General features: G+C 67.8%; 13 protein-coding genes and 1 riboswitch. Of the genes, 3 read left to right on the top strand and 10 right to left on the bottom strand.

Going from position 1 to position 12,297, the window contains the following annotated elements:
- Positions 1–75 precede the first annotated feature (75 nt).
- The 8 genes from metK to miaB all read right to left on the bottom strand — a co-directional run bounded on the left by metK (position 76) and on the right by miaB (position 8,148).
- Positions 76–1,242 (bottom strand): methionine adenosyltransferase, encoded by a 1,167-nt coding sequence (gene metK, locus G8O29_RS01295; RefSeq protein ID WP_166401417.1) that lies wholly within the window; start codon positions 1,240–1,242, stop codon positions 76–78.
- 7 nt (positions 1,243–1,249) lie between these two features.
- Positions 1,250–1,298: riboswitch (SAM-SAH riboswitch) on the bottom strand.
- A gap of 35 nt (positions 1,299–1,333) precedes the next feature.
- Positions 1,334–2,812 (bottom strand): apolipoprotein N-acyltransferase, encoded by a 1,479-nt coding sequence (lnt, locus tag G8O29_RS01300; RefSeq protein WP_166401418.1) that lies wholly within the window; start codon positions 2,810–2,812, stop codon positions 1,334–1,336.
- A gap of 3 nt (positions 2,813–2,815) precedes the next feature.
- On the bottom strand, positions 2,816–3,709 hold the full coding sequence (locus G8O29_RS01305) for a transporter associated domain-containing protein (protein ID WP_166401419.1): 894 nt from the start codon (positions 3,707–3,709) through the stop codon (positions 2,816–2,818).
- A gap of 43 nt (positions 3,710–3,752) precedes the next feature.
- A complete protein-coding gene (gene ybeY / locus G8O29_RS01310) occupies positions 3,753–4,253 on the bottom strand; it encodes an rRNA maturation RNase YbeY (protein WP_166401420.1) in 501 nt (166 codons plus the stop codon).
- 223 nt (positions 4,254–4,476) lie between these two features.
- A complete protein-coding gene (locus tag G8O29_RS01315; RefSeq protein WP_166401421.1) occupies positions 4,477–5,481 on the bottom strand; it encodes a PhoH family protein in 1,005 nt (334 codons plus the stop codon).
- Positions 5,482–5,671: 190 nt separating this feature from the next.
- Positions 5,672–6,088, bottom strand: a complete 417-nt coding sequence (locus G8O29_RS01320; RefSeq protein WP_207623603.1) for a hypothetical protein — start codon at positions 6,086–6,088, stop codon at positions 5,672–5,674.
- A gap of 5 nt (positions 6,089–6,093) precedes the next feature.
- Complete coding sequence (locus G8O29_RS01325) at positions 6,094–6,657, bottom strand: OmpA family protein (protein WP_166401423.1); 564 nt, start codon at positions 6,655–6,657, stop codon at positions 6,094–6,096.
- A gap of 171 nt (positions 6,658–6,828) precedes the next feature.
- Positions 6,829–8,148 (bottom strand): tRNA (N6-isopentenyl adenosine(37)-C2)-methylthiotransferase MiaB, encoded by a 1,320-nt coding sequence (miaB, locus tag G8O29_RS01330; RefSeq protein ID WP_166401424.1) that lies wholly within the window; start codon positions 8,146–8,148, stop codon positions 6,829–6,831.
- 136 nt (positions 8,149–8,284) lie between these two features.
- On the opposite strand from miaB, the gene G8O29_RS01335 reads away from it, so the two are divergent.
- Positions 8,285–9,154: a hypothetical protein gene (locus tag G8O29_RS01335; protein ID WP_166401425.1), complete on the top strand. Its 870-nt coding sequence runs from the start codon at positions 8,285–8,287 to the stop codon at positions 9,152–9,154.
- Positions 9,155–9,260: 106 nt separating this feature from the next.
- Positions 9,261–9,803 carry a fasciclin domain-containing protein gene (locus G8O29_RS01340; protein WP_166401426.1) on the top strand — a complete coding sequence of 181 codons (543 nt, stop codon included), beginning with the start codon at positions 9,261–9,263 and terminating at the stop codon, positions 9,801–9,803.
- A 47-nt stretch (positions 9,804–9,850) separates the two neighbouring features.
- Here the strand turns inward: G8O29_RS01340 and irrA are convergent, their stop codons facing one another.
- Positions 9,851–10,276 (bottom strand): iron response transcriptional regulator IrrA, encoded by a 426-nt coding sequence (gene irrA, locus G8O29_RS01345; RefSeq protein ID WP_166401427.1) that lies wholly within the window; start codon positions 10,274–10,276, stop codon positions 9,851–9,853.
- Between the two features lie 347 nt (positions 10,277–10,623).
- Between irrA and fabA the strand changes: the two genes are divergently transcribed.
- Complete coding sequence (gene fabA, locus G8O29_RS01350; protein WP_166401428.1) at positions 10,624–11,133, top strand: bifunctional 3-hydroxydecanoyl-ACP dehydratase/trans-2-decenoyl-ACP isomerase; 510 nt, start codon at positions 10,624–10,626, stop codon at positions 11,131–11,133.
- 130 nt (positions 11,134–11,263) lie between these two features.
- Here fabA and G8O29_RS01355 read toward each other — a convergent pair whose 3' ends face one another.
- Positions 11,264–12,172, bottom strand: a complete 909-nt coding sequence (locus tag G8O29_RS01355) for a glycosyltransferase family 25 protein (RefSeq protein WP_166401429.1) — start codon at positions 12,170–12,172, stop codon at positions 11,264–11,266.
- Between the last annotated feature and the right edge of the window lie 125 nt (positions 12,173–12,297).

The raw sequence follows: 12,297 nt of genomic DNA on the forward strand, positions 1-12,297 counted from the left end.
AGGGTCAAGCGCGACCGGAGCCCGAAGTGGCGAGGCCGTCCGCGTGGCTCGATGCCACAAGGACGGCTTGCCCGATCAAACGGCCTGCTTCAGCGCCTCGATCAGATCGGTGCGCTCCCACGAGAAGCCGCCGTCCGCCTCGGGCGCGCGGCCAAAATGGCCGTAGGCTGCGGTGCGCTGATAGACCGGCCGGCTCAGCTCCAGATGCGTGCGGATGCCGCGCGGGGTCAGGTCCATGACCTCGGCCACGGCTTTCTCGATGCGGCTGGCCTCGACCTGGCCGGTGCCGTGGGTGTCGACATAGATCGACAGGGGTTTCGCCACGCCGATGGCGTAGCTCACCTGCAAGGTGCAGCGTTCGGCCAGCCCCGCGGCCACCACGTTCTTCGCCAGATAGCGCGCGGCATAGGCCGCCGAGCGGTCGACCTTGGTCGGGTCCTTGCCGGAGAACGCGCCGCCGCCGTGGGGGGCCGCGCCACCGTAGGTGTCCACGATGATCTTGCGGCCCGTGAGCCCTGCGTCGCCATCGGGCCCACCGATGACGAAAGTCCCCGTCGGGTTGACGTGCCATTCGGTCTTGCGGGTGATCCAGCCCTCGGGCAGGACTTCGCGGATATAGGGCTCCACGATCCTGCGGATGACCTTCGAGGTCTGGCGCTTGGACGTGTGCTGGGTGGACAGCACGATCGAGGTCACCTCCACGGGCTTCCCGTTCGCATAGCGCAGCGTCAGCTGGCTTTTCGCATCCGGCCCAAGCGTCGGCTCGGCACCCGACTTCCGCGCTTCGGCCAGACGGCGCAGGATCGCATGGGCATAAAGGATCGGCGCCGGCATGAACTCGGGCGTCTCGGTCGTGGCATAGCCGAACATGATCCCCTGGTCGCCCGCCCCGTCGCGGTCCACGCCCTGCGCGATGTGGGCGCTTTGTTCGTGGATGTAGTTGTGGACCTTGATCTTTTCCCAGTGGAACTTCTTCTGTTCATAGCCGATGTCGCGCACGCAGTCGCGCACGATGCCGTCGATCCGGTCCATCATGGCGCGCGTCGCCTCTTTCGAGGACAGCCCGACCTCACCGCCGACCACCACGCGGTTCGTGGTGGCGAAGGTCTCGCAGGCGACGCGGGCGTTGGGTTCCTCTTTCAGGAAGGCATCCAGGACGGCATCCGAGATGCGGTCGCAGACCTTGTCGGGATGGCCCTCCGAGACGGACTCGGACGTGAAGACGTAATCTTTGCGGCTCATGAGGAAGTGCTCCGTTGGATGATCCCCGCCACGCCAGGAAGCCGTTGTGGCAGTTCAAGATGCGCCTCCCTACGCGGCAGGGGTCGGGGCGTCAATGGGCAGCGGGCCAGCGGCGGAACATGGCCAGAAGGCCGAGACCGGCCAGCAACAGCAGCAGCGGTCCGTCGCCCCGGCGGCTGTAGGGCGTGGGCGGCAGCGCCCCCGGAACCCGGGCATCCAGCGCCGCCATCGTCCCGAAGGGCAGCGCCTCCACGACCCTGCCGCGGGCGTCGATCACCGCCGTCACCCCGGTGTTGGCCACCCGGATCAGCGGCAGACCCTGCTCGACCGCGCGCAGGCGGGCCTGCGCGAAATGCTGGAACGGCCCGGTCCAGATGCCGAACCAGGCGTCATTCGTCGCCTGAAGCATCCAGTCTGCGCGTTCGGGCATCGCGTTCACCTCGCGCGGGAAGATCGCCTCGTAGCAGATCAGCGGCAGCACCTTGCCAAAGCGCCCGAGGTCCAGCACCCGCACCCCCGGCCCCGCCGAATAGGTCGCCCCCGCCTGGGCGGCAAAGGCGCGCAGGCCGAACCACTGATAGGCAAGGTCGCCAAGGGGAATGTATTCGCCGAAAGGCACCAGATGGGCCTTGTCATAGCGCGCGGTCTCTTCCCTCTCGCCCTCCAGCACCCGGATCGAGTTGTAGAACCGCCCCGCCTCTTCGCGCTGGATCCCCACCGCGACCGGCCGCCCGCCCGAAGCCGCCGTCACCATCCCGGCCACCGAGGGCGCATATTCCAGCATGTAGGGCACCGCCGTTTCCGGCCAGAGCGTCAGGTCTGCCGGCGGCGCCCCGGCGGTCATATCCAGCAGCCGGTCCAGGAATTCGTCCGCCAGGGCCTGGTCCCATTTCAGCGACTGCGCGGCATTGGGCTGGACCAGCCGCACCACCGCCTCGCGCGGGGCGGGCAGGGGCTGGGCCAGCCGCCAGACGCCGAACCCCCAGGCCAGGGCCAGAAGCAGGGCGGCCGTGGCCAGCCCCCCCCTTCCGCGCCACAGGACCGGAAGGGCCGCGGCCAGAAGCGTCAGAAGGCTCAGCGCCGATGGTCCGGCCAGCGCGGCCAACTGATCGACCGGTGTGCCGATCCAGACATGGCCGGCCATGGCCCAGGGAAAGCCGGTAAAGAGGACACCCCGCAGCCACTCCAGCGCGACGAAGCAGCAGACAAATCCCAGTGCGGGCTGCGCGGTCAGACGGGCAAGGGCCGCCGCCCCGGCCCAGAACAGGCCAAGGCCGAAGGACAGCAGGACCACGGCAAAGGGCGCCATCCAGCCGTGCCGCGCGATGTCGATCAGGAAGGGCTCGACGATCCAGTTCAGCGCGAGGGCGAAATGCCCGGCCCCGGCGAACAGCCCGGTCAGGAAGGCCCCGCGCGCGTCCGGCACCCGGGACAGAAGCCAGACCAGCCCGGCCAGCGCCGCCAGCGTCGCCCACCAGAACCCCAGGGGCGCCTGCCCCAGCGCCGCGACGGCGCCAAGGCCAGAGGCCAGCACCAGCCGCCGCCGGCCTTCGGTCCAGCCCTGCCCCATGCCTTACCCGGCCGCCGAAGCCGGGGCCACCGCCTCGGGCAGGCGCACGCGCACCCGCTTGATCCGGCGCGGATCGGCATCGACGATCTCGAACTGGACACCGCTTTCGTGCTCGATCACCTCGCCGCGCGCCGGCACCCGGCCGGACCGCAGGAAGACAAGGCCCCCCAGCGTGTCGATCTCCTCGTCCTCCTCGCCCATCCGCAGGGCCAGGCCCAGCGCGGCCTCGATCTCTTCCAGGGGCGCGGTGGACTGCGCCAGGATCACGCCGGGCTTTTCTTCCTTCCACAGCGCGCCTTCGTCCTCGTCATGCTCGTCCTCGATCTCGCCGATGACGGTCTCGATCAGGTCCTCGATGGTCACCAGCCCGTCCACGCCGCCGTATTCGTCGATCACCAGCGCCATGTGCACGCGTTCCTTCTGCATCTTCTGCAAAAGGACGCCTGTCGGCATCGACGGCGGCGCATAGAGGATGGGGCGCAGAAGCCGCTTCAGGCTGAACCGGCCCGAGGCGCCGAAGCCGTGCTGCAAGGCCAGGTCCTTCAAGAGGACCAGCCCCTGCGGATGGTCGAGCGTGCCCTTGTAGACCGGCAACCGGCTGAAGCCATGCTGGCGGAAGGTCTCGACCAGCTCGTCCTTGCCGATGTCCAGCGGCACGGCAACGATCTCGGCCTTGGGAACGGCCACGTCATCCACCCGCATCCGGCGCAGCGCGTGCAGCCCCTGCGAGGCAGGTGCGGCGCCCGGCTCGGCCAGGCCGGCGGCCGGTTCGGGCACGGAACTGAAGGCAGAGAGAAGCCTGCCGAAAAAGCCGCGCTGGCCCTGGTCTGAGGCGGGATCATCGGTCTCGTCCAGCGCGGCCTGCGCTGCCGGAGACCCGTCGGTGCTACTGCCCATCGGTCCTTTGTCCGAGATAACACCCGTCCAGCGGGTGCGAGCCTCAATATGGGTCAGAAACCCCGAGGCTTGCAAGTATCCGGACCTCCAGCGCCTCCATCAGCGCGGCATCCTCGTCCTCGATGTGGTCGTAGCCCAGCAGATGCAGGGTGGCATGGACGATCAGGTGGGTGACGTGGTCCGCCATGGGCTTGCCCTGTTCACCTGCCTCGCGCGCGCAGGTCTCCCAGGCGATCGCGATGTCGCCCAGCGGTTCGGGGTCCTCGACGTCGCCCGGCTCCGGCAGTGTCGGCGCCTCTCCGACACTGTCCGCCCCCCGTTCCTCGGAGGGCCAGCTCAGCACATTCGTCGGCACCGGCCTGCCACGGAAATCGGCGTTCAGCGCGGCGATCCGCGCGTCGTCGCAGCCAAGGACGCTGATCGCGAATCCGGCCATCGGCAGACCCAGCCCCGCGAGGGCCGCCCGCGCGGCGCTTTCGGCCAGGGCCGCAAGCCCGAAGGCCTCCCACCGCGTGTCTTCGATCACCGTCTCGACCAGGTCCATGCCCCGCCCCTAACGCGAAGCCGTCCATCCGTCAAATCGCGCGCGGCGCGCAAGTGACCTGCCTCCGGCGGGAGTATTTGGGACATGGGCAAATGCTGCTTGCCCATGTGACAAATACTCTGGGGGTTTGGGGGTGAAACCCCCAACTGCCGAGAAGGCGGGCTGAAGCCCCGAGGACGAGACAGAAGCCTCGCGCGCCAGCCCTCTGCCCGACAGCCGCCGGTCAGGCCCGCGCTTCGTCCGCCTCGTAGGCCTCGATGATCCGGCCGACCAGCGGGTGACGCACCACGTCCTTCGAGGTGAAGTAGTTGAAGCTGACCCCGCGCACGCCCTTGAGGATCCGCTCGGCCTCGGCCAGGCCCGAGGCGGTGCCGCGCGGCAGGTCCACCTGCGTCCGGTCGCCGGTGATAACCATGCGGCTGCCTTCGCCCAGGCGGGTCAGGAACATCTTCATCTGCATCGAGGTCGCATTCTGCGCCTCGTCCAGCACGATGAAGGCGTTGGACAGCGTGCGGCCGCGCATGAAGGCCAGCGGCGCGATCTCGATCCGCTTTTCCTGGATCAGCTTTTCCACCTGTTTCGATGGCAGGAAATCGTTCAGCGCGTCGTAAAGCGGCTGCATGTAGGGATCGACCTTTTCCTTCATGTCGCCGGGCAGGAAGCCGAGCCTTTCGCCCGCCTCCACCGCCGGGCGCGAGAGGATGATCTTCTCCACCGCGCCCGAGATGAACATGGTCACGCCCACCGCGACCGCGAGATAGGTCTTTCCGGTGCCCGCCGGGCCGATGCCGAAGCCGAGCTCGTTCTGGAAGAGGTTGGCGACATAGGCCTTCTGCGCCTCGGTCCGGGGTTCGATCGGCTTCTTGCGGGTGCGCAGTTCCATGCCTGTCGAGAAAAGCTCGATCTGCTCGGCGCCCTCTGCCTCGCCGGCGGGGCGGCCCATCCGCATTGCGCCGTCGATGTCGCCGGCAGCCACGTTGCGCCCCGATTCCAGCCGGGCATAAAGCGAGCGCAGCACCGCTGCGGCCTGGTCGCGCGTGATCCTGTCGCCCACAACCGCCAGACGGTTGCCACGTCGCAGGATGTGCACCCCCATCTGGTGTTCGATCTGCGCCAGGTTGCGGTCGAATTCGCCGCACAGATCGATCAGCAACCGGTTGTCGGGAAATTCGAGGATGGTCTCGACGATATCCTCGGCGGACGGGGGGGTCAGCGCGCTGATGCCCAAAGGGGTCTCCTTGTTGCAGGGCCACGAAAAAACTTTGCAGCCGGATACGGCATCTGGCAAGCGAAACCCGATGCCGACACAAAGTCTTGTAGGGAATCATGCCGAATTGATGACAGTCGGCGCAATGACGCACAGAAAAAGGCCCCGGCGTCGCCGGGGCCCTGCGTTTTCCTGTCGGTCGCGGATCGCCTCAGGGCTTGCCGTGGCCCCGGGCCGGGCCCGAGACCCGGTCGCGGATGCCGGCATCGCGCGTCTCGTAGACGCCGATCACCGTTCCCGGCGGATACTTGCCGTCACAGACCGGCAGCCCGGTCCTGGGGTCGAAGCGCGGCGAGGAATAGCCTTCCAGACCGTCGTCGATGATCCAGACCTGGCATCCATCCGGATCATAGGCGATCGCCGCCTCGCCATCGACCAGCTTCGAATCGTCGCGGCCAAAGTCCTGGGCGGTGGCAATCACCGAATCCGGTCCCGAATAGGGCCTGGTGCCCTCGATCCCCTCGAACAGCCCGCCGCATCCCGACAGAAGCGTGCCACATCCCAGGATCAGCCCCGCCCGTGCCAGCACGCCGATGCGTCCCGTTTTCCTGCATCCTGCAAGCGTCATCATCCTCAGCCCTTCTTGCAGAAGACTTCGACACGGCGGTTCTTCGCCATGCCCTTTGCGGTCGCGTTCGAGGCGGCAGGCCGGCTTTCGCCGTAGCCCGTCACGCTGTCCACCACTGCGCCGACCGACTGCGCGACCGCCGCCACGGCTGCGGCGCGGGCCTCGGACAGTCCCTGGTTGTAGGCCTCCGAACCGCGGCTGTCGGTGTGACCTTCGATCGAGAAGGAGAAGGCGCCCGTCTGGCGGAAGTATCTTTCAAGCTTCTCCCGGCCCGCGGCGGTCAGCGTGGCGCTGGCGGTCGCGAAATAGGTGTCGGTGCTTTCGGTCAGGCAGCTGACCTGTTTCAGGCAGACCGGCTTGCCGGTCCTGGGGTCGCGGCGCGGCACCATGTAGCCTTCGGTCCCGCCATCCGCCCACCAGTGCTGGCAGCCGTCCGGGTCGATCCAGACGCCCCATTCGATCTTGCCCGAAACCGCGCCCTCCTGCGCCCAGGCCATCGGCGCCGCGACCAGGCACATCCCGGCGATGCAAGCCGAAAGCGCCAGCCGCAGCCTGCTTTCCATGTTCATTCTGTCCCCCACTTCGGCAATTCGGGCCTGTTCGGCCCCGGCAGCAGCAATGGGCGGATATTGCCGACGAAACCCGACCAAGAGAAGACGCAGATACCAGGATCGGCGCCCGAACGGCGTTTCGGCGCCGCGACTGCGGCATTCTTGCCAGCAGGATCTGATGACATGCAGTCAGCCCGCGCGCGAAATCAGGGCGCCGGCCAGAGAATTCGGGGCCGAGGCCGCGACCCGCACCCTTACGATCTCACCGATTCGACCGTCCGGGTCGGGGACATGCACGGCATGCAGGTGGTCGGACTTGCCCACCATCTGCCCCGGCAGACGGCCGGGCTTTTCATACAGCACCGTGACCTCGCGCCCGACCATGGCCGCCTGCGTGGCCTGTTGCTGGGCGGTGATCAGCGCCTGAAGCTCCTGCAACCGGGCGTCGGCCACCTCGGCCGGCAGCGGAGCCTTCTCGGCCGCAGGTGTGCCGGGCCGGGCGGAATACTTGAAACTGAAAGCCGCGCCGAACCCCACGGCGCGGATCAGGTCCAGCGTGGCCTGGAAATCCGCATCCGTCTCGCCGGGGAAGCCCACGATGAAATCCGAGGACAGAAGGATGTCTGGCCGCGCCGCGCGGATGCGTTCCACCAGCCGCAGATACTGTTCCGCCGTGTGCTTGCGGTTCATCGCCTTCAGGATGCGGTCGGACCCCGACTGCACCGGCAGGTGCAGATAGGGCATCAGCTGCGGCACCTCGCCATGGGCGGCGATCAGGTCGTCGTCCATGTCGTTCGGATGGCTGGTGGTATAGCGGATGCGGTCCAGCCCGGCGATCCCGGCCAGTTCGCGCACCAGACGCGCGAGGCCCCAGGTGCCGCCCGGCCCCTCGCCGTGATAGGCGTTGACGTTCTGGCCCAGAAGCGTGATCTCGCGCACGCCCTGCGCCACCAGCTTGCGCGCCTCGTCCAGAAGCCGCGCGACGGGGCGGCTGACCTCGGCGCCGCGGGTGTAGGGGACGACGCAGAAGGCGCAGAACTTGTCGCAGCCTTCCTGCACGGTCAGGAAGGCCGTGGGGCCACGCAGCGCGCGGCGTTCGGGCAGATGGGAGAACTTGTCCTCGACCGGGAACTCGGTGTCCACGATGCGGCCCCCGGCCTCGACCATGGCGGGCAGGCGGTGATAGGCCTGCGGCCCGACCACCAGATCGACCACCGGCGCGCGGCGCAGGATCTCTTCGCCCTCGGCCTGGGCGACGCAGCCCGCGACGCCGATCTTCAGGCCGGGCCTTGCTGCCTTCAGCGCCCGCAGCCGGCCAAGGTCGGAATACAGCTTTTCGGACGCCTTTTCCCGGATGTGGCAGGTGTTCAAGAGCACCAGGTCCGCATCCTCGACCGTCTCGGTCGTGACATAGCCCTTCGCGCCCAGCGCCTCGGCCATGCGCTCGCTGTCGTAGACGTTCATCTGGCAGCCGTAGGTCTTGACGAACAGCTTCTTGGCTTCGGTCATGGGCCTGGTCTCCTGGACTGCCGGGCTTCTAGCGCAAGCGGCCCCCCACCTCAACGCTTCTGCCTGGCCCACCGCGCGGACTTGCATCCGCGGGCGGGATCGCAGACCTTCGCGCCCACCGCCAACGGAAACCGGAATGCGCCACGCCAGCCTTGCCGCCCTGCTCGACCGCCCGCCGACCGGGTTCGGCAAGGGTCCGGTCGCGCTGATCCTGGCCGAGGACGGGGTCGAACTGGACTCGACCCTCGACCACCACCTGAAGATCGGCTTCCGCGATGTCGTGCTGCTGGCGCCCGAGGGGGTGGAGGTCCATCCCGAACAGGAAGGGCGGGTCCACATCGTGCGGCACGACGTCTTTGCCGAAGGGGCGCTGGTCGCTGCGGTGAACCGGGCGGCCGCGGCGCTGCCCGGTCGGTGGATCTACTACTGCCACAACGCCGAATACCTGTTCTTCCCCTTCTGCGAGACGCGCCGCGTCGGCGAGATGCTGGCCTTCCACGCCGAGGAACGGCGCGAGGCGATGCTGACCTATGTGATCGACCTTTACGCCGGAGACCTTGGGGCCGCGCCGGATGCCGTGTCGCTGGAGGATGCCTGGCTGGACCGCACCGGATACTATGCCCTGGCCCGGAAGGACCCCGCGAACGACTGGCAGCCGAAGGACCGCCAGCTGGATTTCCACGGCGGATTGCGCTGGCGTTTCGAGGAACACATCCCCTATTCCCGGCGCCGGATCGACCGCATCTCGCTGTTCCGTGCGAAACCGGGCGTGACGCTGCGGCCCGACTTCACGCTGACGGAGGAAGAGATGAACACCTATTCCTGCCGCTGGCACAACAACCTGACCGCGGCGGTCTGTTCCTTCCGCACCGCCAAGGCGCTGCGCACCAATCCCGGCTCGCGTCACGCGATCCAGACCTTCCGCTGGCCGAATTCGGTGCGGTTCGACTGGAACAGCCGGCAGCTGATGGACCTCGGACTGATGGAGCCGGGGCAGTGGTTCTGACCCATCACGCAGCCGTGATCGCCTGACCGAAACTTCGGCGCCGACGCCTCCGTTCCCTTGAATGTGACAGCCGGATGGTCCGGCTGGTCCCGGAATGGAGTGTCCCATGTCGCTGAAATCGATCCTTGGCGCCGTCGCGCTGTCTGCCCTTGCCACCTCGGCCTTTGCCGCCAACCCCGATGTCGGCGGGGCGCCGATGTTCGAGTCGAAGAACATCGTCGAGAATGCCGTGAACTCGAAGGATCACACCACGCTGGTGGCCGCCGTGAAGGCGGCGGGCCTGGTCGATGCGCTGATGGGCCCCGGCCCCTTCACCGTCTTCGCGCCCGTGAACGACGCCTTCGCCGCCCTGCCTGCCGGCACGGTGGAGACGCTGCTCAAGCCGGAGAACAAGGCGATGCTGACCAAGGTCCTGACCGCCCATGTCGTGGCCGGAGACCTGAAGCTGGCCGATCTGCGCCGCAAGGTCGGCAAGGACGGCTTTGCCAACCTGCGCACCCTGTCGGGCGACGCGCTGTCGGTGAAGTTCAAGGGCGACAAGGCGATGGTCTATTCGGAATCGCGCAACATCGGCACGATCACCATCGCCGATGTGGACCAGTCGAACGGCGTGATCCACGTCATCGACACGGTGCTGGTTCCGAAGTGAGCCGACAGGTTGCGTGACCAGTGCGGGCGGGGGCAACCCCGCCCTTTTTACGCTGCGCCCTGCTCGGCGCGGCGCAGGCGGATCACCACATCGACGCGGCTGACCGTCATGCCCTCGGGCACCTGCGGCAGCGCGGCGATCTCCAGCTCTTCGGCCGGGGCATCGGTCAGCGTGTGGCTGTCTTCCCAGTAGAAATGCGGATGGTCGTCGGTGCGGGTATCGAAATAGCTTTTCGAGCCATCCACCACGACTTCGTTCATCAGACCCGCCTCGCAGAAGGCGCGCAGCGTATTGTAGACGGTGGCCAGGCTGACCTTTTCGCCCGCATCAGCGGACAGCGCAAACAGGCTTTCCGCCGTCACATGCCGGTTCATCCCGTCGCCGATCAGCAGTTCCGCCAGCGCAAGCCGCTGGCGCGTCGGGCGCAAGCCCCCCGCCTTCAGCCATTCCGCGCTGCGTTCCCTGCCGGTCACTGGCCGCCTCGTTCCATACTCAGTCCGATATAGGGCCTCAATCCCGACCGTTTCAATGCGGAATCGTGGCCTTCAGCGGGAAATCCCCGCAGAATCCTGCCGAATCCGGGGCCAGAGCGGCCCGACGACCGGCGCCACCGCCACCCGCGGCGCAACCCGCGTCCGCGGCGCGGCGATCCGGCCCCGGGCCGCCCTGGCAATCTCTTGCGCCGGGTTCACCCACCCGATGGCCGTGCCGACCGCTGCGAACCCGTCCTGCCTGTCGCCCTGCGCGCGCCCGCCAGACTTGCCAGTCTTTGCCGCCGGATGCTAGGGAGGGTGACGGGGCAAATGGGGGACCACAAGGGATGGCGTCGTATCCGACCTTCTTCGACAAGGAAGCGCTTCTGGCCTGTTCCAGGGGCGAGCTTTTCGGTCCCGGCAACGCCCAGCTTCCCGCGCCGCCCATGCTGATGATGGACCGGATCACCGACATCTCGGAGGACCGGGGCGCGCACGGCAAGGGTCATGTGGTGGCCGAGTTCGACATCACCCCGGACCTGTGGTTCTTCGACTGCCATTTCCCCGGCAACCCGATCATGCCCGGCTGTCTGGGCCTTGATGGCCTCTGGCAGCTGACCGGCTTCAACCTCGGCTGGCGCGGCTGGCAGGGGCGCGGCTATGCGCTTGGCGTGGGCGAGGTGAAGCTGACCGGCATGGTCCGCCCGGACCGCAAGCGGCTGACGTACCACGTCGATTTCACCAAGGCGGTGCAGACCCGCCGCCTGACCATGGGAGTGGCCGATGGCCGGGTCGAGGCGGATGGCGAAGTGATCTATCTGGTGAAGGACATGAAGGTGGCGCTGAGCGAGGCGTAAGTCCCCCGCCGGGGCGGCTGGCGAGCTTTGCGGCAACGGATCATGCTCTGGCGACACAAGAGTGAGCTGCGGCCGCCACAGACCGCGCGATTGCGGTGGCGACGCGCGGTTTTTCCGATCTTTGCCAGGTTTATGGCTTGGTCGCATGTTTTGCCGTCACCGGCTGCGCATCTGCCATCACGATCCTTGCCGCCCCATGGCTCTTCCGCTGGTACTTCATCGGGGTCCGGCTGTCCTTCGGAGGCCCCACGATGGCCGACCGCAAGGAGACCGAACGCATTGCCGCCATCGCCCGGACATCGCCCTGAACAGCGCCCGCGACCCAGCCTGACTGCTGCCATCTCCTCCGCAACAGCGCCCTGACCGGCCGCAGCACCCGGCGCGCCCAATCGGCGGTCCTGGTGGCCCGCCAGCCCGTCGGCACCGAGATGTCAGACCGGCTTGATCTCTGCTGCGCGATCGAAGGGGTGCAGACATAGGACGCCACCTCGGGATGCGCGCGGCGGAACCAGGAATAGGCCCCGTCCACGGGCATCGGCCCGCCCTCGGCCGCGCCCCTGGGGCGCTGGAGCATCGCCTCCAGATGATCGACCAACCGGAAGATCACTTCGCCCCGCAGGCCGATGAAATGGCTCAGAAGCAGGTCCCGATCCGGGCTTAGCGGCTCCAGCCGTATCGCCCCGTCCGACGCGGCCCGGTCGTGGCCGCGCCCGCCGTGCAGGAAGGCCCAGTCGGTTTCGTGCAGTGCGTCAAGCCGGGCGTTCCGCGCCAGCGCGGCGGGGGTCCAGTCCACGTCATCCTCGAGGATGAGGAGGCTGCGATGGCCCTCTGCCACCGCGTCCCGCAGCGCAGCGAGGTGGCTGAGGAAACACCCCCTCTCGCCCACCGAGCTGAAATTGCCGGGGTCTGCGGGCCGTACCGCCGGGAGGAACTGCACCAGCGGATCATCCGCCAAGCCGATCATCGCCAGTTGCGCCATCATCTCGCGCCGACGGTCGGTCCGGTGCGGCAGGTTGATCACGTAGACGCGGTCGAACAAGGTCCGCAGCAGGTCCTGGTCAAATCGCGTCTGGGGTCGGGAGGGTGCCGTCCTGGCAAGATTAGTCGGTCCCCCGGCATCGGACAAGCGCCGCGCGACCCAACCACCTTGCCCCCTCCCCCCCA

The sequence above is a fragment of the Rhodobacter calidifons genome (assembly GCF_011174775.1).
Classification (GTDB): domain Bacteria; phylum Pseudomonadota; class Alphaproteobacteria; order Rhodobacterales; family Rhodobacteraceae; genus Tabrizicola; species Tabrizicola calidifons.

Bases quoted from the DNA above. Each gene is read 5' to 3' on its own strand.
- metK (WP_166401417.1), bottom strand. From the start codon at position 1,242: ATGAGCCGCAAAGATTACGTCTTCACGTCCGAGTCCGTCTCGGAGGGC.
- lnt (WP_166401418.1), bottom strand. From the start codon at position 2,812: ATGGGGCAGGGCTGGACCGAAGGCCGGCGGCGGCTGGTGCTGGCCTCT.
- G8O29_RS01305 (WP_166401419.1), bottom strand. From the start codon at position 3,709: ATGGGCAGTAGCACCGACGGGTCTCCGGCAGCGCAGGCCGCGCTGGAC.
- ybeY (WP_166401420.1), bottom strand. From the start codon at position 4,253: ATGGACCTGGTCGAGACGGTGATCGAAGACACGCGGTGGGAGGCCTTC.
- G8O29_RS01320 (WP_207623603.1), bottom strand. From the start codon at position 6,088: ATGACGCTTGCAGGATGCAGGAAAACGGGACGCATCGGCGTGCTGGCA.
- G8O29_RS01325 (WP_166401423.1), bottom strand. From the start codon at position 6,657: ATGAACATGGAAAGCAGGCTGCGGCTGGCGCTTTCGGCTTGCATCGCC.
- miaB (WP_166401424.1), bottom strand. From the start codon at position 8,148: ATGACCGAAGCCAAGAAGCTGTTCGTCAAGACCTACGGCTGCCAGATG.
- G8O29_RS01335 (WP_166401425.1), top strand. From the start codon at position 8,285: ATGCGCCACGCCAGCCTTGCCGCCCTGCTCGACCGCCCGCCGACCGGG.
- G8O29_RS01340 (WP_166401426.1), top strand. From the start codon at position 9,261: ATGTCGCTGAAATCGATCCTTGGCGCCGTCGCGCTGTCTGCCCTTGCC.
- fabA (WP_166401428.1), top strand. From the start codon at position 10,624: ATGGCGTCGTATCCGACCTTCTTCGACAAGGAAGCGCTTCTGGCCTGT.